General features: G+C 32.4%; 22 protein-coding genes and 4 pseudogenes. 12 read left to right on the top strand and 14 right to left on the bottom strand.

Annotated elements, in window-relative coordinates; all coding sequences use genetic code 11:
• The first annotated feature begins 110 nt into the window (after positions 1-110).
• A complete protein-coding gene (gene hfq / locus QRY57_RS00560; protein WP_286015207.1) occupies positions 111-299 on the top strand; it encodes an RNA chaperone Hfq in 189 nt (62 codons plus the stop codon).
• A gap of 142 nt (positions 300-441) precedes the next feature.
• On the opposite strand, the pseudogene QRY57_RS00555 reads toward hfq, so the two are convergent.
• A pseudogene (locus tag QRY57_RS00555) lies at positions 442-1,356 on the bottom strand (IS4 family transposase); the annotation flags it as partial.
• Positions 1,357-1,712: 356 nt separating this feature from the next.
• Complete coding sequence (locus QRY57_RS00550) at positions 1,713-2,168, bottom strand: DUF2690 domain-containing protein (protein WP_286015205.1); 456 nt, start codon at positions 2,166-2,168, stop codon at positions 1,713-1,715.
• 466 nt (positions 2,169-2,634) lie between these two features.
• On the opposite strand from QRY57_RS00550, the pseudogene QRY57_RS26955 reads away from it, so the two are divergent.
• The 3 genes and pseudogenes from QRY57_RS26955 to QRY57_RS00540 all read left to right on the top strand — a co-directional run.
• Positions 2,635-2,718 (top strand): annotated as a pseudogene (locus tag QRY57_RS26955) (IS6 family transposase); the annotation flags it as partial.
• A gap of 210 nt (positions 2,719-2,928) precedes the next feature.
• On the top strand, positions 2,929-4,167 hold the full coding sequence (locus tag QRY57_RS00545; protein ID WP_286015204.1) for an esterase/lipase family protein: 1,239 nt from the start codon (positions 2,929-2,931) through the stop codon (positions 4,165-4,167).
• 267 nt (positions 4,168-4,434) lie between these two features.
• Positions 4,435-4,599: an aspartyl-phosphate phosphatase Spo0E family protein gene (locus tag QRY57_RS00540; RefSeq protein WP_097970130.1), complete on the top strand. Its 165-nt coding sequence runs from the start codon at positions 4,435-4,437 to the stop codon at positions 4,597-4,599.
• Between the two features lie 220 nt (positions 4,600-4,819).
• On the opposite strand, the gene QRY57_RS00535 is transcribed toward QRY57_RS00540, so the two are convergent.
• The 3 genes from QRY57_RS00535 to QRY57_RS00525 form a co-directional block, all read right to left on the bottom strand.
• Positions 4,820-5,464, bottom strand: a complete 645-nt coding sequence (locus QRY57_RS00535) for an alpha/beta family hydrolase (protein WP_286015203.1) — start codon at positions 5,462-5,464, stop codon at positions 4,820-4,822.
• 150 nt (positions 5,465-5,614) lie between these two features.
• A complete protein-coding gene (locus QRY57_RS00530; RefSeq protein WP_286015202.1) occupies positions 5,615-6,085 on the bottom strand; it encodes a GNAT family N-acetyltransferase in 471 nt (156 codons plus the stop codon).
• A 333-nt stretch (positions 6,086-6,418) separates the two neighbouring features.
• On the bottom strand, positions 6,419-7,471 hold the full coding sequence (locus tag QRY57_RS00525; protein WP_286015201.1) for an amidase domain-containing protein: 1,053 nt from the start codon (positions 7,469-7,471) through the stop codon (positions 6,419-6,421).
• A 124-nt stretch (positions 7,472-7,595) separates the two neighbouring features.
• Between QRY57_RS00525 and QRY57_RS00520 the strand changes: the two genes are divergently transcribed.
• Positions 7,596-7,928, top strand: coding sequence for a hypothetical protein (locus tag QRY57_RS00520; RefSeq protein WP_286015200.1), 333 nt, complete (start codon positions 7,596-7,598; stop codon positions 7,926-7,928).
• A 157-nt stretch (positions 7,929-8,085) separates the two neighbouring features.
• Here the strand turns inward: QRY57_RS00520 and QRY57_RS00515 are convergent.
• Both QRY57_RS00515 and QRY57_RS00510 read right to left on the bottom strand, forming a co-directional pair.
• A pseudogene (locus QRY57_RS00515) lies at positions 8,086-8,205 on the bottom strand (IS6 family transposase); the annotation flags it as partial.
• A 230-nt stretch (positions 8,206-8,435) separates the two neighbouring features.
• Positions 8,436-8,570 (bottom strand): hypothetical protein, encoded by a 135-nt coding sequence (locus QRY57_RS00510; protein ID WP_286015199.1) that lies wholly within the window; start codon positions 8,568-8,570, stop codon positions 8,436-8,438.
• An 865-nt stretch (positions 8,571-9,435) separates the two neighbouring features.
• Here QRY57_RS00510 and QRY57_RS00505 point away from each other — a divergent pair.
• Together QRY57_RS00505 and QRY57_RS00500 are read left to right on the top strand one after the other, a co-directional pair.
• Positions 9,436-9,660, top strand: a complete 225-nt coding sequence (locus tag QRY57_RS00505; protein WP_098302082.1) for a hypothetical protein — start codon at positions 9,436-9,438, stop codon at positions 9,658-9,660.
• 227 nt (positions 9,661-9,887) lie between these two features.
• Positions 9,888-10,010 (top strand): annotated as a pseudogene (locus tag QRY57_RS00500) (tyrosine-type recombinase/integrase); the annotation flags it as partial.
• A gap of 22 nt (positions 10,011-10,032) precedes the next feature.
• Here the strand turns inward: QRY57_RS00500 and QRY57_RS00495 are convergent.
• From QRY57_RS00495 to QRY57_RS00485, 3 genes are all read right to left on the bottom strand, one after another.
• On the bottom strand, positions 10,033-10,275 hold the full coding sequence (locus QRY57_RS00495) for a DUF3937 family protein (protein WP_286015198.1): 243 nt from the start codon (positions 10,273-10,275) through the stop codon (positions 10,033-10,035).
• Positions 10,276-10,570: 295 nt separating this feature from the next.
• A complete protein-coding gene (locus QRY57_RS00490) occupies positions 10,571-10,921 on the bottom strand; it encodes a DUF2178 domain-containing protein (RefSeq protein WP_286015197.1) in 351 nt (116 codons plus the stop codon).
• The gene (locus QRY57_RS00485; RefSeq protein ID WP_286015196.1) at positions 10,911-11,150 is read right to left on the bottom strand and encodes a helix-turn-helix transcriptional regulator; all 240 of its coding nucleotides are present in this window, start codon (positions 11,148-11,150) and stop codon (positions 10,911-10,913) included. Before QRY57_RS00485 ends, QRY57_RS00490 begins: the two co-directional genes overlap by 11 nt.
• A gap of 596 nt (positions 11,151-11,746) precedes the next feature.
• Between QRY57_RS00485 and QRY57_RS00480 the strand changes: the two genes are divergently transcribed.
• Entirely contained in the window at positions 11,747-12,343 is a 597-nt protein-coding gene (locus QRY57_RS00480) for a hypothetical protein (RefSeq protein WP_286015195.1), read from the top strand.
• A 366-nt stretch (positions 12,344-12,709) separates the two neighbouring features.
• Here the strand turns inward: QRY57_RS00480 and QRY57_RS00475 are convergent, their stop codons facing one another.
• From QRY57_RS00475 to QRY57_RS00465, 3 genes are all read right to left on the bottom strand, one after another.
• On the bottom strand, positions 12,710-12,988 hold the full coding sequence (locus QRY57_RS00475; RefSeq protein WP_286015194.1) for a hypothetical protein: 279 nt from the start codon (positions 12,986-12,988) through the stop codon (positions 12,710-12,712).
• 479 nt (positions 12,989-13,467) lie between these two features.
• Complete coding sequence (locus QRY57_RS00470; protein ID WP_286015214.1) at positions 13,468-13,737, bottom strand: phBC6A51 family helix-turn-helix protein; 270 nt, start codon at positions 13,735-13,737, stop codon at positions 13,468-13,470.
• Between the two features lie 79 nt (positions 13,738-13,816).
• Positions 13,817-14,377 carry a recombinase family protein gene (locus tag QRY57_RS00465; RefSeq protein ID WP_286015193.1) on the bottom strand — a complete coding sequence of 187 codons (561 nt, stop codon included), beginning with the start codon at positions 14,375-14,377 and terminating at the stop codon, positions 13,817-13,819.
• A gap of 217 nt (positions 14,378-14,594) precedes the next feature.
• Here QRY57_RS00465 and QRY57_RS00460 point away from each other — a divergent pair, with 217 nt between their 5' ends.
• Together QRY57_RS00460 and QRY57_RS00455 are read left to right on the top strand one after the other, a co-directional pair.
• Entirely contained in the window at positions 14,595-17,489 is a 2,895-nt protein-coding gene (locus QRY57_RS00460; protein ID WP_286015192.1) for an S-layer protein, read from the top strand.
• A gap of 66 nt (positions 17,490-17,555) precedes the next feature.
• Positions 17,556-17,879 (top strand): hypothetical protein, encoded by a 324-nt coding sequence (locus QRY57_RS00455; RefSeq protein ID WP_286015191.1) that lies wholly within the window; start codon positions 17,556-17,558, stop codon positions 17,877-17,879.
• 238 nt (positions 17,880-18,117) lie between these two features.
• Here QRY57_RS00455 and QRY57_RS00450 read toward each other — a convergent pair whose 3' ends face one another.
• The gene (locus QRY57_RS00450; protein WP_286015190.1) at positions 18,118-18,993 is read right to left on the bottom strand and encodes a LysR family transcriptional regulator; all 876 of its coding nucleotides are present in this window, start codon (positions 18,991-18,993) and stop codon (positions 18,118-18,120) included.
• A gap of 109 nt (positions 18,994-19,102) precedes the next feature.
• Here QRY57_RS00450 and QRY57_RS00445 point away from each other — a divergent pair, with 109 nt between their 5' ends.
• A complete protein-coding gene (locus QRY57_RS00445) occupies positions 19,103-19,516 on the top strand; it encodes a tautomerase family protein (RefSeq protein ID WP_286015189.1) in 414 nt (137 codons plus the stop codon).
• The gene (locus tag QRY57_RS00440) at positions 19,516-19,824 is read left to right on the top strand and encodes a carboxymuconolactone decarboxylase family protein (RefSeq protein ID WP_286015188.1); all 309 of its coding nucleotides are present in this window, start codon (positions 19,516-19,518) and stop codon (positions 19,822-19,824) included. Before QRY57_RS00445 ends, QRY57_RS00440 begins: the two co-directional genes overlap by 1 nt.
• Positions 19,825-19,827: the final 3 nt, after the last annotated feature.

Here is a 19,827-nt window from a genome sequence, read left to right as displayed (position 1 = left end):
ATGGAGCGTATCATTTAGCTTTTGGCTAATGATCGGAAAAAATATATTACATAAAAACCCGATTTAGATGAAATATGATACCATGATGTAAAAAGGGGATGAGAGTATCAATGCAAAATATACAAAATGAGTACTATGAACAACTGAAAAATAAAAAAGAAAATGTGATAATCATCTTAAAAAATGGCTTTCGGTTTTCTGGTCAGATACTTGGTATCGATAGATTCACAATTTTATTGATGGTGAACGGTAAACAGCAATTAATTTATAAAACGGCTATTTCCACCATTACTACATAATAGGGGTCACCATACATGCCCATCAACTTAAGAACCCAAATAAAATGTACTTTCGTTCATATGAACGGAAAAACTCTTAAAATACTTTGTGTCCTTAAAAATGAGCATACCAAATAAACCTCAATCAACCCAATTTTAAAAATTATGCAATTTTCTTTTGTTTTTCCAATCCACTATAATCATAAACAACACCCAGGATATCAAAGACTGTTTTCTTCTCATATCTGTGAGATTTTCGTCCATTTTTCAGTAAGAGGATGAATAGACGACACAAGATTTTTGTTATTTCTTGAGTGTTTTGTTGTATAGCCTGATATAAGATGTATAGATGATCTTTTATTATTCCAATGGTTTTATATTCGCTTAATTCTTTTTGTTTCTTTTGTAAAATCAACTGTCGCATCTTAAACATAGTAGAAGAACATAGAAAAATAGCAATAAGTTTTCCATAAATGTGACATTCTAATCGCTCTTGTTTGATATTTTGCCAATGATGGATTTGAAAAAGTGATTTCCAAGTTTTAAAGATAATTTCGATTTGCCAGCGAAGAGAGTAAAAATCATGTATTTGTTCCATCGGAACAATCTCCCAAGGTGTATTGGTAACATATATGTTAATACCAGCTAATCGTTTGCTTTTCTCTGAATATGTAATGCCCTTTTTACTTTCCGTATACACTTGTTTTTTCATACGCTCATGAAGTTGTTTTTCAGTTAATCGATACATAATAACTCGTGTGAATAGTTTTTTATCCTTTCCAATATAACCGTCTGTTATTTCATGGACCTGTCCTGGTTTTAAGGTATTCATAATTTGTTCTAAATCAACTTTGATGTACTGAGATTGTTTTTTTATTGTTCCATTTCGAAAGTATTCAGGAAACTCATTTTTGATATACACCATATTATTTAGTTTAAGCCGCGATATATAATACACGCCTCGTTGGTCCATTTGATCTAAATCATCCAGTGAATAATAGCCTAAATCTCGAATACATAGATCGCCTGGCCGTAATGTCGCTAAACATTCTGTTCCAAAGGTCTTATCATTATTTTTACAAACTACAGTCACTTTTCCCATTAGTTGTCACTTTACTTATAAGCTGGCCAAAAAACAGTTGGTTTTTGTAGGTGATTATCTAATTTTTTAACGAAACTGGAAGTATAAGTTGACCGTGAATCAATTATTAACCCATAAGCTGGCCGTGAGTAGCCATGGATATAACGAGAATGGATAGTACTAAAGGTTTTTATAGGCTTTCAAACACAAGGACTATTGTAGCTTTGGAATAATGTTTGATCAAATTAATACTAATAGCCTTGATAAACGAGCAAAAAGAAAGAGCGTGTTTTGGATCAATCTTTTTTCAAAACACGCTCTCAATATATTTCATCTAGAATTGAACTACAGAATTAATACCAACGAGTATTTAAATATTCCCACCAATAACCACCACCATATACTCTTTGAAAGAGAACATTAGAAGTAGCACGAGCAGTATACCCTGCATCATTAACCTGTCTCGTATAACAAGATTTCTGTCCCAGTGATCTTTTGACAGAACATGAATATTTCACGCCATCATTTCGTGTAATTGTTGCACTTGCTTCTTTTGCCCATGTATCAGTACCAATATCGAATTTAGCCCAAGCACTTCTACAACTAGGGCTATAGCGAAGTTCAACTTGAGCACCACTATACTGATCGTAGCCTACTGTTATTGCATCTCTAGCACATCCTGTAGCAATCGGGTCTGATCCATTAACAACTGCGGCTTCTGCTTTGGGAATTGGTAATGCAAAAGAAAATATAGAAACTAGCACTATTACAGAACTGATCATCGTTGCCCATTTCTTAAGATTCTTCATTTCTTCATCCCCCTTTTAAAATGGTTTTAAAATACATAATTATCCTAACATGGAATAAACTGAAAATAAATATTACTCTGAATATATTTCTTCATTGCTACACATCCCCCTAATTGGACTCTCTTCCTTTTCAAATGTCACTTTACCCATAAATTTGCCAAGATAGGAAGCATAAGTGAAAGTAATATTCCAGTTGACATTTTAGAGAACATCGACTTTCCAGTGCCAAATAGTCCTTATTTAGCCGAAAAGTTGTCTTAGCGTACACCAAACAGCTTAATTTGTGTCCAAATTGTGTCTAAACGTACAATTTTCTTTTTTTGATATGGTGACCCCATGCACATCAACTTAAGAAAACAAATCCACCCCAAAACGAAAAAATGAGCTTTTTTATTACAAATTAGCACAAAATCTTGTTCTGGGGGTAGTTGTATTTTCTTAGCTTGATAGCGATGTGACTCTACCCCTATATAAACAAAGGTGAAGTCTTCAAAGAGACTCTGCCTTTTCAACGTACAATGAACTTCAACAATTACTAGCTACTTCCTAAACATTGTTCCTCATTTACCAACCTGTTTATGCTTTTTTCAAACTTTCTACAGGTTATCTTAGTTTAGAAATCTTTGCAATAGAACCATAATAAACATCAATTTTTAAAATGGAGTTAAATAAAAAAAAGAAAGATTGTTGAGAAAATTAATATATCCCTTTAAAAAAGACGGAATATTCAGTAATATTACAAAAAAACGGGAGGTGTATCATGAAACGATTTTTGAGTGGGGTATTATCTGTGATATTTGTTATTACTTTATTTGGGTCACCTGTAAAGTCAAAGGAAGCTGAATCAATCGTAACGGAGCCTATTATCCTTATTCATGGTTTAGCTGGATGGGGAAGAGATGAGTTATTTGGTTTTAAATATTGGGGAGGTTTTAAAGATATTGAGACAAATTTAAATCAACAAGGATATAGGACATATACAGCTTCAGTTGGTCCATTCTCAAGTAATTGGGATCGTGCAGTTGAATTATATGCATACATAAAAGGTGGAACAGTAGATTACGGTGTAGCACATGCAAAAGAACATGGGCATGCTCGCTATGGGAGAAGGTATCCTGGAATATATAGTCAATGGAGCGAAGAATATAAGGTTCATTTCGTTGGACATAGTATGGGAGGGCCAACGGGAAGAGTATTACTTCAATTATTGAGAGAGGGCAGTGCAAAAGAACAGGAATATGCAAAACAACATCCAGAAGAAGGGATTTCTTCTTTATTTGATGGGAATAAAAATTGGGTAAAAAGTATTACAAGTATCGGTAGCCCTCATAATGGTTCTACATATGCAGATAAAGAAAATGTGACATCATTTTTTAAAAAATTTATATTAAAGATTGCTAGTTTGTCAGGAAGTAATCCTGAAACTTTTGTTTATGATTTTAAATTAGATCACTGGGGATTAAAACGTCAGCAAGGGGAAAATTTCTTACAATATGCGGATCGTGTGTTTAATAGTACTGTTTGGAAGAGTAAGGATATTAGTGCTTATGATTTAACGACAGTTGGCTCTAAAGAGTTAAATCAATGGGTAAAAACCTTTAATGATGTTTATTATTTCTCTTATACAGGAGATGCGACGTATCCTTCATTAATAACGGGACATGCTTTGCCTATACTAACGATGAATCCACTTATGCTTATGCCTAGCATGCATATTGGTAAGTACACAAGGGAAGATTTAGAACCATTTATTACTAATGATTGGTGGGCAAATGATGGTCTTGTGAGTGTAGTTTCTGCTCAGTATCCATTGGGACATCCAAATCAAGCATATACTGAAAAGGCTCAAAAAGGTGTCTGGAATTATACAGCGACAAAAAAGAATTGGGATCATATTGATTTTATAGGAATTGATATCGAAGATGCATTAGGGATTAGCGATATTTATTCATTCTATAATGAAGTCGTTGGAAATATAGACCGTTTATCAGTAAAGTGAACTTACTACCTTTATTCCGTACCCCTTGTTGATGTGTGTAAGGAAGTTGTACAGAATACCTAAAATATAAGTTTTACATTAGTAAAAAATGATATTTATTCAATTTTTTAGGGTTTTTCTATTTAAATAATATAATTTTTAGTGTATTCTCTTTATTAGAGTTATTCACTTGAATAAGAACATTTAAGACAAGACTGTAATTAACGGTCTTGTTTTTTTATTTGAATATTTTTCTTATTAAAACGATAAGTATAAAGGAGTTTATAAATGGAATTAACATTGTTACATAGTTTGATAGAAGACAAAAAGAATGAATTAGTTCAACTTGCTATCAAATATGGTATGAATCATGAAAAAGTACTTTTATTAAGCCAAGAATTAGATGATTTGATTTTTAGATTCATGAAAAAACAAAATAGAATTCTTTTATGAACTTTCATACTCATTATATATTTTTTCTTGAAATCTAATTACAAATTTTTATAACATAAAAAAGGAATTGAGTGGTCCAAGACTCAATTCCTTATGGTCAAAGCTCATTTGCCAACAGAATTACCTGATAAAGGAATCCTGCTTTGTGTAGGGTTCTTTTACTTTGCTTGCAACATGAAATATAGTACCGTATATGGTGACCCCTAATATCAGTTTATCATTAATTTATTCTAACGGTTTCTTGGAGTTTTTCCATTATCCTTGATAAAGTTAAAATTGAATTTGTTGTTTCAAATTCTCCAACATCTAAGGAATGGTTTGTATTTTGGACAACATCAATTTTTAAGTTTGATTTACTTAATTGGTCAATTTGATTTGAATTGTAATGATGGTCTTTATCCCCGATAACTAACAGCCCTTGATGTTGACTATTAAAAATAGAGTCAAATCGCGAATCAGACCTCAACAGGGGGGGAAGTAAAATCATTTTTGAATTTAAAAATTCCTCTCTCTTCATAAGTTCATTTGCAATTGGAATTGTTCCGAGTGATTTGCCTAAAAAAATCGTATCGTTGTATTGACCATTTTTTAAAACATCTAAAATCACAGGATTAATATCATCCATCATTATTTTAGCTATTTCTTCAATATTCTTTTTCATTGTTTGCTTATCATAGGAGTAATGGATATGGACAATATCGATTTTATTTTGGAGCATTGCCATCGTCGCATAATAAAACAATGGTTTATCGTAATTGTAACCTGAACCTGAAAACATAAAGCAGATTGTTTTGGAACCCATTTCTATATGTGTATAACTAATCGCTTTGTCGTTTGTTTGTATCTCCTTTTTATTTACTTTCATCAGTTTCCCCTCCGAAACTTTTATAATATCCTAACATAATTTACTAATTCTTTTATAAAAATAATCATATAAAATAAGTAATTCTACATATTATACATAATCGATATATAGCATTTCTTTTACTTATTAATTCAGTTACATAAGGAAGGATTAACAAATCTTTTTATAAAAAATAAGTGTTGCATTTTCATTTAGTTCTTTGCTAACTCCTGTTTTTATGTAACCCATCTTTTCATATAAATGACAATTTCGTTTTTCCTCTAATATCGTAGCCAACTCCCAAGTAATTGCCTGAGGAAACATTTCTTCAATTAATTTTATAGCCTTCTGAGCTATTCCTCTCCCTTGCTCAGTAGGAAGAATAAACATTGGACTTATCCAAAATTGTACGTCCTCTCTCCAAAAAACACAGATGGCACCTACAAGGTTATTATCGACTAAAATTTTATAAAACCTACCGTTAGGGTTATTTATTCTTGTAATTACTCTTTCAATTGTTTCTTTTGCTGGATTTGTATGATAATCCTTGTATTTTTCTAACAATGGCATAAAAGCCATAACCTGAATTTCAAAAATAGCTTGCGCATCCGAATTTTTTGCCTTTTCTAATCTAATGTTCATCAAACTCCACCACCTAGTTCATACGTGTTATGACAATATTCTACAAATCCTTGAAAATAACCTTCTTCACTATGAGATACCGCCTCATGCCCATCAAGCTAAGAAAAGCAAATACCCCAAAATGAGAAAATTGACATCTCCAGATGAAAATATACAATTTTTTTGTTTTGGGGGCGTTATGAAATTTTTAAGTTGATGGGCATGTATGGTGACCCCTATTAGATAATTTATTTTTGCACCAGAACAAAAAAGATGCCACTCCTCTTGGGAGAAATAGCATCTTCTTTAAATAATGAGGTTTAATTGACTATTGCAATAGCTATTGTTTACACATTATGATCGCGTAAATTGTAGAATAAGCAGTTTAGATTTTTTTACTTTAGGATCACTGTCTAAAATATATCCAATTTCATCATTTTTTCTGTCGGCACTATGCTGACTAATTTGGAAACTACCTGGTGATTTATGTGTAACCATTAAACTGTGCCATTTGCGGCCAGTTTCATCATTGCGATATTGAATAACGTCCCCAACATTAGCCTGACCTTCTAATGCTTTAGGACTATAAGTCTCATAAGTTGGTACTCTAGAAGACCAGTAATTATAGAAGTTTTCAACCACAGTCCAAGTATGAGAAGCTTTAAATACCGAACGATTTCCAGTTGCATTTGGCACAACTACACTGTACCAATATGTATTCCCTGGTAATAAATCAGCAGTTGAGAATGAAATGTTTTTTAATTTATTCATACCTTTACCACCAGCATTTACAGCTTGTGAAACGAAATTTGTGCAATCTCCCCCACCGCCAAAAATACCACCACTATAATCGCCAAAGTTAGGGTTTCTGCCCTTTGCCCATTTCACTGCGTAACTAGCAGCTGCGCTTCCACTATATCCTGAACGTGCTGCAGCCATTTTGGGAGCTCGGTGTACTTGTTCTATTTTTGCTGCTGCTTCCTCTGTTTGAACTTCTTCTTTAATTTGTCCAATTGTTTTCTGTGCCACAGGTTTCATGCTAAATTCTTTCGGGTTAGACTTAGCCGTTAAAGACTGAGTTTTTGACGTATCCGCAGTAGAAGCTGCATATAAGGATTTTTCATGTAAATACTCAGCAGCATATCCTAAAATTTGATCATATTGAGGGTGTTTTTCCAATTCTTTATCTTTATGGTACATTAATTGATTAAACAGATAGGCCTGAAATTCTTCGCTATTTACTTTGAGCGAAAGATTGTGTTCTCTAAAATAATCAAATAAAACGCTTTCAATTTCACCTAAAGTATAATCATCTGCTTTTTTTTCCTCGGCACTTGTAACTGACATTTGACTGAATATCAAACCAAGTAATAATGCGCTACCAACTAATACTTTGCTTAATTTCATAAAATCCTCCTACATTCTTAATATCATTATAATACAAAAATATGATATAATTAATAAAGATGGAAGTAAAGGGGTATTTTTCTATTTATTAAAAAAAGAGGAAAATAAAGGATGGTGAAATACAATGAGGTGGAAATGGTTATTTACGATAGCAGTAGTAGCTATAATCGGATTTATAATTTTCTATAATCGAACAATTGAATCAAAGATAAAGGGGTTCCCAGTACCTGCTCGTGCGGAATATGTACAACAGAAAGAACATAAGGACTATGAATACAAAGGATCATGTTTTTTAAACGGATTATCCATTGATTATAAGGTAGGAATTTGGTTAGCTGGATGGAAAACACAGGAGAAAGAAGGCGCGATGATTAAATATAAAAAGAATGATAGGGTCGTTGTTTTAATACAAGGAGGGAATGCAATTTATATTTACGAAGAGGGCAGTAAAAAATAAAGCTAGATATTGGAATCTCGCCACATCTCCATCAACCTAGAGAATCAAAATCCCTCCAAAACGAAAATTCTATTCATTATTAACTACTGATACTGATGTCTTATATTATTGCGAAGTTTTGTTAAGGTTAAGTGGTGCCAACAAAAAGTTGTATATTTTATGCGATTGTTAGTAGCTCCTGTAATTCATTGTATGTCGAAAAACCGAAGTCCGAACCAAGACTTCGGTTTTGTTTATATAAAGCATGAATGGTTTCGATGCCTTTCAAGGTACGGGACCAGTCTGTTCAAAATCAGAAAGAATTCATCCATCAATTTTTTGGACTGGTAGCATAAAATACAATCCTGTTAGGGATATATACACTTTATTCTCTTTTATTTTTGCACCAGAACCGTTTACTTTCATAAAGGAGTCTGAGGAGGTATTGTGTATAGTTTGTTCACCACAGGCACAACAAAAGAGCCTTACCTCTGTAGGCAAGACTCCACTAGTGTAGTTGTATAGTATTTATAAAACAAGTAAGAAACTAAAAACATATAATACCAAGTAGCAGAACCCTAACATTCCGCCTACAGCTAGTACCTGTTTAACCCAGCTCTTAAGTTTCAAATTACTATCAATCACTTGTAGCACTCTTTCCATATCGTTTCCTCCTATTAAGGAGAACCCTTAAAGACTCTCACCCCGCTATAGTACCATTAAGGAATGACTAATAGAGGCCTGATTTTTGTCTAAATATATAAATATGCAATATTACATATAAAAATGTATTGATATAAATGTAAGCGCTTACTATAATGAAGGCATAAAGATAAATCACATCTTAGCAACAACATAAGAGGAGGAAATAATATGGAAATCGCAATGACAGTTTTAAAATTTGTAGGTGGATTAATTCCAATGGTTCAAGAACTTTTAAAAGCATTTATGTAAGTTTACTATTTAGCAATTATTTATAAAATTATCATAGCTTAATACGAACAAGAGGAGGAAACAATATGGAAATCGCAATGACAGTTTTAAAATTTGTGGGTGGATTAATTCCAATGGTTCAAGAACTTTTAAAAGCATTTATGTAAGTTTACTATTTAGCAATTATTTATAAAATTATCATAGCTTAATACGAACAAGAGGAGGAAACAATATGGAAATCGCAATGGCAGTTTTAAAATTTGTAGGTGGAATCATCCCATTAGTAGGAGAGCTTTTAAAAGCAGTAATGTAAGTTCATTATTCCGCAATTATCTGTAAAAATTATCATACAAATGATCTGTATATCAAAGATGAATTGATGTGCAGATCATTTGTGTGAGCAAAGTCCCTTTATATTAAAATTAAGGGACTTTTTTAAATTTCTACATACTTGAGGTTCCATCACATCAATAGCAAGTTAATAATGTTGAAGTCCCCAAAAAACATAAAACTTATTTCATCATACTTGTCTATGAGAGTTAATCTCACTTTTATAAATCATGTATATATGTATTATTGATAAAGAGGTGAAAAAATGGGAAAGAAGAGAATACTATTTTTATTTTTAGGTTTTTTGATTCTTTTTGTTGTATTTTTGTATTCAAAAGGATACAGCGACAAATACATACAATGGGGTGATACGGTAGAATCTGTTGATACAAATATACTTGAAAAAAATGATATTCCATATAAAGTTAAAAACAATAAAGTATATATCCCTGAAGATGCCTTTAACAAGGCGATAATGTGTTGTTCTTAGTCCCTACACATTGAAGAGTCCTAAAATTAATAGGATTCTTTTTTTCTTTTCTTGAATGTAAACTTTTGCATATTTGTTTACATTCAAATCCCCTTAAACATTTACTTCAAACCGAATCCCCTGATATCCTCAAAATACATAATAAAATTATACATTCAAAACACTATAAATAAAGAGGTCATAAATCCATGAATAAAAAACCACATCTCATTGATGTCCAACCCATTCGAACAAAAGATGTAGCTATGTTGCAAGAAATACTCAATCATAGCACTCCACAAATTACTTTAAAATATATTGGAATTAATAAAGAAGAAAAAGACAATGTACTTGATAATCTCCATATTTAAAAATCTATCAAAAAAACGACATCTACATAGATGCCGTTTTTTCTGGTGCTTTTTTTGTAAATTGATATAAAGCAATTGCTCCTAAAATAACAAGTATTCCTTCAGGAACATCTAATAATACTGTTTTCCATGTTTCTGAAATTAATAATTCATTACCTGTAGAAGCTTTATAATATCCTTTTATATAACCAATGGTAAACTGAATTACAGATAAAGAGACAAATAACCATAAACCAAATCGAATCATTTTTTTATCTTTAAACATATAGCACCTCTCAAATATATTAATCGTAATATTAAAATTAGTATATGTAATATCCATTTTTCTGTCAATAAATTAATAACCCTTATATTTTACTTCAAATCGAGGTCCCGCCAGCATTTTTGAAAAAAACCACGCTAAGCAAAAAATAAAATAAGCCGCCCATATGGACGGCTTATTTACATAAAGTTCGTTAGCGGAAGTTAATTAATTTTTTCTACGTAATAAAAAAAAGGAAATGACTTAGTAAAAAGAGAGGTTATCAATGCACTCACATTCAAAAACAATTGACCTTTCCTTATGAAAAATCCTTTTTATATTGTATAGCCATGCAAATTCCAGCAGCTAAAATTGCTAGCGCATATTTGAACAAGTAAAAAACGTTCGACATGTAGTCTTTTGGAAAAATAATGTCACATAACATAATTGCACATAGCATAAAGCAACTGCTTTTCAAGAAGATTGTATTTGTTCGTTCGTCGTCTTTTCCAATCTTTTTATAAAATACATAGGCAAAAATCAAACTACCCATGAGTAGTAAATAACCAATTCCAACGAGAATATTCCAATTTCCTGTAGATTGTTCAGCCCAGGACTTTAAAGGGTAAAAAATTGCATTAGGGATATCTGAGATTGACTTAATTTCCATTTTTATCATTTCCTTTCAGATAAGTAAAAATATCGTTTACATCAACATTAAAAAAATCAGCAATTCGAAAAGCTAACAGCAGAGTCGGAACATAATTTCCTTTTTCCATTACGAAGATTGTTTGTTTGGAAACTCCGACTTTTTCTGCTAATTCTTGCTGAGACATTCTGGCAAGTACACGATATTCATAAACCTTATTTGATATCGAATCACCAAAATCTTTCTTCATGACGATCACCTCTTGAATTAAATTATAAACCCATTTTTTACAAAAAGCAAAGTAAACTTATACAAAAGAATAAAACATTTTTATTTTTAATTAGATTACTTTGATTTAACAAGAGCCAGAATACAGAAATAACCTGATGAAATTCATGATTTCGTCAGGTTCACATGCAATAGGTATAATGTTTTTAGCAGAATAAATTATGTTTTAAAAAATATCGAGGATTCTGAAGAATAAAAGGTGTCTGAATACAGATGCTTTTTATTTTGACTTATGAATAAAGATACATGCTTGGTTAACATAACGTAACATTATCGGTAGCGAAGACAAGGAGGATCCCTATAAGTGGCTCCAAAAAGAAGGAATGGTTGCCATACCCCATATAGGCACAAGATCGGGGAAAACAGACAAAAAAAGAATCAACTCAAAAGTACAAAATTGTACGTTTCGACACAATTTAGTCAGTTACCTGTACTTAAGGATGTTTCATAACCAGCAGCCTATATATTCCAATTATTAACAGAACATTTACAAAAATGAAAAATTTGGTATATTAGGGTTTGTAATGGAATTTTAAATAGATATAAGGAGGTTTTTGTATGAAAAAGAGGAATAAAATTATTAGTAGTGTTTTAGTAGGAACATTTGTATTTGGAGTTGCTTCACCTCTTGCTTTTAATGCAAAGGAAGTAAAGGCTGCTGAAAATGAAGTTTTAGATGAAAAATTCACACAAAAAGAGGTATTAGATTTACTAGAATTGCAAAATGAACTGCAAAAACACAACATAACAACGGAAGATATAGTGATGGGTATTCAAGCTGAATTACCAAGAGAAGCAACGCCTTTGAAAACTGGACCATTAGGGATTCCAGCACAAGATGAACCTCAATATGGTCCTAAAAGCCAAGCTGCTAAAATAGCAGCAAAACAGGCGATAAAAAATCTTCAACGCATTGGAAGAGTATCATGGGATAGAACGGTGCGACAGTATATTGCTAAACTACCAATTTCTCAATCTGCTAAAAATACTTTAAAAGGATATTTAGCTTATGAAGCTGTTATGAAAACTTTGAACATTGTTGTTAATTTTGAAGGAACGATTACAGATGCTTTATCTAAGCGACTAAAAAGTATGGGATGCCCTTCTTGGTTAGCTGATATTGTAGCAAGGGCAATTGTTACACTATTACTTTAATTCCATTCATGTTAGGATGAGAGTATGAAAAAACTTCTTCAATTTGCAATTTTTATACTTGGAATATACACAGTAATTCATATTATTTTCGGTCTTGATTTTAATCCTACTATCAGTCTATTCACAAGAATTTTTCAAGCTTTACTTGCATTTTGTTTGCTAGTTTATGTTATCAAATTTTTAAAAACAGAGGATTAAAAAAAAGGGAATCTATGTACGGATTCCCTTTTTGACCTGTGTGCTATAAATTGGAGGTTTGAATCATGCCAAGTAAGTAAAATGAATAATCGCAGAAATCCATTCCGTGACCCACTCGCACTATATATGCACGTATTTTTTAATTTCAGACCGCTTCAGTAAATATTTTCAGTTCGCACCGATCGCTTGTTTGTAGCCCGACAGAAAGGCTGGTGAAGCTTCTTTATAATTATCTTTCATATGATTCATAGTTTCCTTGTTAATAGAAAGCCCTAAATCCGTATGCAGCATAAACACTTTTCCGATGAATAGTTCCTGATTTGACTCTGCATCTATCAGTTTCTTTCCTGCAATTTGCACAGGTATGTCCTGTTTCATCAGTGCATCCCCTAGTTTTTCGCCTTCTTCAGCGATAGATTTTAAGATTACTTCAGTTAGTCCAGCCATTTTACAGACTCCCGTCCAGTTTTTATTCTATTATATCAGATCGACAAGGGAGATAGTTGGAAATATTAGGTTTCCCGATTAAAAAATATTGTAGAAAAAGTTTATATGCCATGCATAGGGCTAAGCCCCCCCTACTCCCCCCTGTACCCCCCTTCATTATTTTCAGTATGATCCGCACACATAATATATATTTAATAAATACGATTCAGGAATAACCAATAATAATTAATATATATTTAATAGGAATATCCAATAATAATATAATAAATATATATAATATAAGCCTATATATAATAGCTTATTAGATATTCCATTTAAGGAATAACCAATATAATAATAAGCAATATAATAGCCTGCTGTATACATACAGTAATAGGCTGCTATATACCTATATATAATATAACGCCCTAAGTTAAACATAGCCCGTGGTAAAAAGGGCATAAAAAAAGAACCCCTGCTATATAAGCAAGGGCTTGTTTCTATTCTTCCAATAAAGCGTCCAGTTCTGCTGCCAGCTGATCCGTAGTCTTTTCTGTAACGGTGGCTTCGATCTCTCTTTTCTCTTTCAGCTTGCCACGGTTCTTCAGGTATAATTCGATCGCCTTCAGCTTGCTTTGTTCGCTAGATTCAGGACTTAATATAATTCGTTCGATCGTATTGTACACAGTAGCGATCCGTGAGTCCTGCGTGGATTCTGCTAGATCATTGATATATTCGATTACGTGTTTTTCTTTTCGCCAGCGGTAGATCGTCCGAATATGGGGTACGGAAACGATTCTAGGTATGAGGGGCCACTCTGGGATTTAATTACAAATATAAAAAAGAACTTTATTCAAGTTCTTTTAATCTACGATATAGAGCGGCCTGACTCACTCCTGTAATCTGACATATTTCCTTTATTGTTTTATTGGTATGTTTTCGCAATTCAATTGCATGGTTCATGCCAGGATGTTTATCCGTGTATTTCTTCACTCTTCCTCTATATACGCCTTTTTGTTTTGCTAGCTTTATTCCCGCATGTTGTTTTTCTTTAATCATTTCACGATCTAACTCACTAAAGGCAGCCATGACAGTTAAGAAGAACTTGCCCGTTGGAGTTCTTGTATCAATTCCTAAATTTAAAATTGCAAAGTGCACATCCTTTTCCCGAAATTGTTCTACTAACTGTAATAGCTGAATGGTATTTCTACCTAAACGATCCATTCTAGTTACGACTAAGGTATCCCCAGTAGTTAGTTTTGAAAGTAATGTGTCTAACTCCGGCTTTTGTTTTGTTACTCCACTAATTTTCTCTTTTATGATTTCACCTACTCCATATTTTATAAGTTGTTCAATTTGTGTATCTAAATTTTGATCTTGTGCACTTACACGTGCGTATCCATAGACCATTTTTATCCCTCTTTTTGTACGTATTTTTGATAAGTGTTATTGAGAGTCTATGAAGCTAATAATATCAAGGAAATGATTTCTTCTCAATAGGGTACACTCTATTGAGAAGGTCGGATATGCAATTTTGCATTTAATTAATTTTATTATTTTAATATATGGTGTTTTATATATAATTGTAAGGTTCCAAAAATTACATATTTTGAAAGGAGATGCCTGTATGAGGAAAATTATAGGTATTATTTTGTCATTGGTATTATTATGTTCGACCTATGCACCCTCTCTTGCGCTTGCAGCTGATACAGCAAACAAAGTTGGTTGGGTAAAAGAGAATGGAGCAATGTACTATTATACGAAAGAAGGGGTAAAGCAAGTAGGAGAATTAAAATTATCTGGTGCCGTATATCATTTCTATAGTGACGGTAAGTTATCATGGGGTTATAAATACATTAACGGAGAAAAATGTTATATAGATGAATTGGGGAATTTAGAATCTGGATGGAAGGATACATCAGATGATTGGCTCTATATGAAAGGTGGTCGACCTGTAACTGGAGATTTCACATATAAGGGAAAAAATTTCCGATTCAATAAATACGGAGAAATGGAAAAAGGGTGGATTTTTTTACGCTCTACGATTAAAAGAGTTTATCCAAAACCAGAAACCAAATTTCTTTTAGAGTCAAGACGTGTAAAAGATGGGGATATACTGGAAGTGATAGGAAAAGATGGGCTCTGGTATAAAGTCAAATATCAAGGTGAAGTTGGGTATGTGAGAATTTTTGAATCTGTTGTAATTGATCAACAACCAGCAACTACATCTGAAGTGATGAAAAGCATAGCAATACTTTCTGACTATATGATAACAGAGTATAAAAAGGATCCTGAAAAATACTTTCCGCCCAATGTCATTAAGGGATTTGAAAAACAACTGGACAGTGATATCCAAGTTATGAATGGACCGCTCAAATTCATTCAACAAATAAAATCTCGTCTCTTGTTAGATCATCAACGTGGATGGGTTCAAGAGAATGGGAAATGGATTTATTATCAAAAAGATGGACAACGTGCAACGGATTTCCAAACAATTGATGAAAAACGATATTATTTTGGATCGGATGGAATTATGCAAACTGGTTGGGTAAAGATTCGTGGTGCACAATATTACTTTAGCCCATCTGGTGTTATGCAAGTAGGAATACAATATATTGATGGGAAGACGTATTACTTTAATGCAAGTGGAAATTTGACATCGGGAATACATTTTATTGAGGGAAAACCATACTATTTTGATGATTCACATGAAGCGAAGAGTGGATGGATGAAAAATGATTATGATTGGTATTTACTGCATCGTACAGGTGCCCTGCAAACAGGAGACTTTACATATAAAGATAAAAAGTTTTCTTTTAACCAAGATGGGGAAATGGTTAAAGGTTGGATTGTATTAGAGTCTCTTGTGAAAAAGGTGTACCCAGAACCTGATTTGAAACGTGTATTACGAGCAAAACATGTAGAAAAAGGGGAAGTAATTGAGGTAACTGGGAAAACTGGTCAATGGTATGAAGTAAAGCATCAAGGTGAAAAAGGATATGTTCGTATTCATGATGCTGTCATTTTTGATCAGGAAACAAAAAGCCCCCTTACCCTATTGGATGGAAAAGTAAAGATATTTGAGAGTGTTTTAAATTATTTAAAAAGTGATGAAACACTTGTTAATGATACATTAAAAGTATTAGAACAGGCTGAACATAACACAACAGACTCTATTGAAACTTGGAATAATGTATCTAAAGAGATAGATAACGCGACACAAGATGTACAACATCAAATGAAAGTAGTAAAAGAAGCACGTGATAAACTACAAGAGATAGCAAATTCTATAAAAGGAGATATAAAAAATTTAACGGTTACTCAAAGAAAAGAGCTCGCAAAATTATTGGGAGAAGATTTTGAAAAAATCGTGCAGTTTGGTAGTGATGTAAATACAGCATTTCTAAATGTAGTCCTAACCGAGTATCAAATGATATATACAAGTTTAGATAATTATTATAAAGTTCTAAATGTGTATGCAGATAAAACAAATGAATTTTTAAAATATATAGCAGATGCGACAGTTGAAATCGAGGAGAATCATCGTAAACTACGTGAAGGATTTAAGGGAGCTTTTCAAGATTTAGGAAAAGTCGCAGAGAGTTCCATACGTTTAAAGAAATCCATAGAAGTTGCAAAGCCAAAAATGGAAGAGTTGGCTCAAAAAACAAGAGAAACTGTACCTGTAATAGCTGGACATCTTCAAACACTTCAAGAAAAAGTACCTGGATTTTACACAGATGTAAACACAGGATTAGATTTTGCAAATGTATTTATGGACTCAGCCAATAAAATTGCAAGCCACAAAGTTGATATTCCAGCAGCAGCAAGAAATATTGGAAACATTGATTTAAGTAATAGTTTACGAGATTTTGGTGTTTCACCAGGAAAGATTAATGAGTATATAGCTGATCAAAACAGAACAAATAAAATAATGAACACTACATTGGATATTGTACCTATTCTTAATGTACCTAAAGAAGCGATTCAAATGTACCAAGGAAAAGAGATGGGTACAGATCGGAAATATGATCCTTCTGATTATGCAATGGGTGTCCTAAGTGTTGCATCAGGTGGAACAGTTAAAACAATTGGTAAAGTAGTTGGAACAGTTGCTGATCTTGAGAAGAAAGCGAAAAATCTTGAAAAAGCAACACAAGGTACTTCAGGCATTGGATGGAGTATGCCAAGAGGTGGAGGAGTTATCAATGGTCGTAAATATTCCGAGCATGCTTTAGAAAGAATGGCTCCCAAAACACAAGAAGTTAAGGCAGAATTAACGAATCGAGCACATGAGAGAGCTGCTAAACAAGGGCTAAAACCAGGAACAAAAGAATACAACGAAGTGCTTAAAAAATATATTGATCCACGTGGTATTACCCCTGTGGTAGTAGAAGATATTATTAAAAATGGTTCCCGCAAGCCAGGAAATAAACCTGGATCATGGGAGTATACTGGAAAAGATGCAAGAGTTATTTTAAATGATAATGGTGATGTCGTTTCAGTTATTCCTTATTCCTAATTTTCATGAATGGGACACTTCGTTATACTTATAAAGAAAATCGTTCAAAAGAAAAGGTGTGTTAACTTGTACATTCAATATAATGAATATGAATTATTAGAGTTATTTGAAAGTGAGCCTATCTCTGTTTTTGATGTGGAAGCTGAAGTTTTTATGTATAGCAAATTAGATACTTTAGGATTTAAATTATTGATGACAATGTCTACATATGAAAACACAGTCGATTTAAGCCTTTCTTATCAAAACGGATGTGTATTCGACGTGAATATGAAGTCTGTTCAACGAATTATTTCTCGTAACGATACGCTTCATATTCAATGTACAGAAGAAAAAAAGGCTATTGAAGTGAGATTCAAGCCTCATTTTGCAATTAATATTAGAGAATTCTAATCACAAAACCGTAGGACTTATCAATTCCTACGGTTTTTATTATTTAATATTTTTCCAAAGTGGCCCCTCATACCTTGAATCGTTTCCGTACCCCATATTGTGTTGTATTAGGTGCTATAATGCGCCTTTATTTATTTTTATTTAAAATATAGATTTGAAATAAAGTTTGAATGTTTAAAACAAATGGATTTTTTTATCTTGTCGAAAAATATGGGTTGTGAGGTGTTTTTGATCAACTTTATCTCAACGACGACTCAATCAATTTCAGAAGTTGTTGTTTTGTCTGGCTCAAATAGTTTCTTTTTTTAGAAGGAATTAATAATCCTATAGGCATTTTGGGATCAAATCCCTTAACCTTAAATGATATATTACTTTGTTTTAAGCTAGTTCCCTTAGGGATAATGCCTATTGCGTTTCCAAAAACCATTTGTGGAATAAGATGTAGCGCACTACAATTGTAGACTCTTTTAAAGGATAAGTTATTTTCTGATAAGAAGGCATTCACGGATTGAGAATAATAACAACTATTCTCTCCAATCAAAATGGGATAATCAATGATATCAGAAATTTCAACTGACTCTTTTTGTAATAATGGATGATGAGGGTTATTGACTATAAATTCGATTTGTTCTTGGCAAAGTGGAGTGAAATTCACATTGGAACTATTTTTGCTGTTTCCACAAACAGCAAAATCAATTTTATTTTGATCTATTATTTGTGATAAAAGTGCTGTATTTCCTACAACAAAATCACAATGTATATACGGCTTTTCGTTGTTTAAATATTTTAATATAGAAGGGATTAATTTTTTTGCAACAGATTCTGTTAGTCCTATTCTTAATGTTCCTTTCTCCTCATTGCTTATACGTTGCGCTTGAGATATTGAATAATCCCAATGCATTAACAAGTTATCTACTTCCTCTGCAAATAACGTACCTTCATCTGTTAATCGTGCATCCCACCCTCGTTCAAATAGAAGAAAACCAAGTTCGTTTTCTAGTTTTTTTATATGTGTTGTTACAGTTGACTGAGCATAGTTTAATTTTTTTGCCGCAAGTGAAAAAGTTCCTTCTTCGACAATCATTTTAAATGTATTTAACTCTTTTATTTCCATTTTCACACCTCAACTATATCGGTTTTTTTGATAATTATATGATGTATTTTCAATTATATAAATCAAAGTCACGGAAGTAAAATATAGTTATAAGAAAGGGAGTGAATATATGCCGTTTGTTAATGTTTATTATCCAGAAGGGCAATTGAATAAAGAAGAGTTAAAAAAGGTAAGTAATAGTATTCATCATTCATTAATTGAACATTTTAAAATTCCAGAAAATGATTACTTTCATTTATTTTTACCCTATCCATCTGATCAATTTTTTTATGACCCGCATTATCTCTTAGAAGGGGAGAAAAAGAGAACAGACAAAATGATACATGTTTCCATTACATGTGCGCCAGGAAGAGCAATAAATCAGAAAAAGAATTTGTATCAATCAATCTCTGAAGCTTTTTATAATCATTTAAACATCTCTACAACTGATATTTTTATTACATTAAACGAGACATCTGCTGAAAACTGGTCATTTGGTCAAGGGATAGCACAAATGGTTAATATGAAGGAGGAAAAAGAATAGTGAATGATCGTATCGAATTAAATATACCAAAGAAAATGAGAGATATTGCTCCCGATTTTGTTGATTACGGTGAAAACATACTATTCGAAAAAGTATGGAGCGATCCTACTTTAACATCAAAAGAAAGAAGTTTAATTACACTATCTGCTCTAATTAGTATTGGCAATACTGAACAACTACCATTTCATCTACAATTAGCTGAAAAGAATGGAATTAACGAAAAAGAAATTATTGCTTTGATAACACATATGGCCTTTTATGTTGGATGGCCTAAAGCGACTGCAGCGCTAAACATAATCATTAGTTAAAAA

This window comes from Bacillus arachidis, from assembly GCF_030285945.1.
Lineage (GTDB): Bacteria > Bacillota > Bacilli > Bacillales > Bacillaceae_G > Bacillus_A > Bacillus_A arachidis.
Note: the sequence above shows the minus strand (reverse complement) of the source record. Positions and strands in the feature narration are given on the sequence as shown.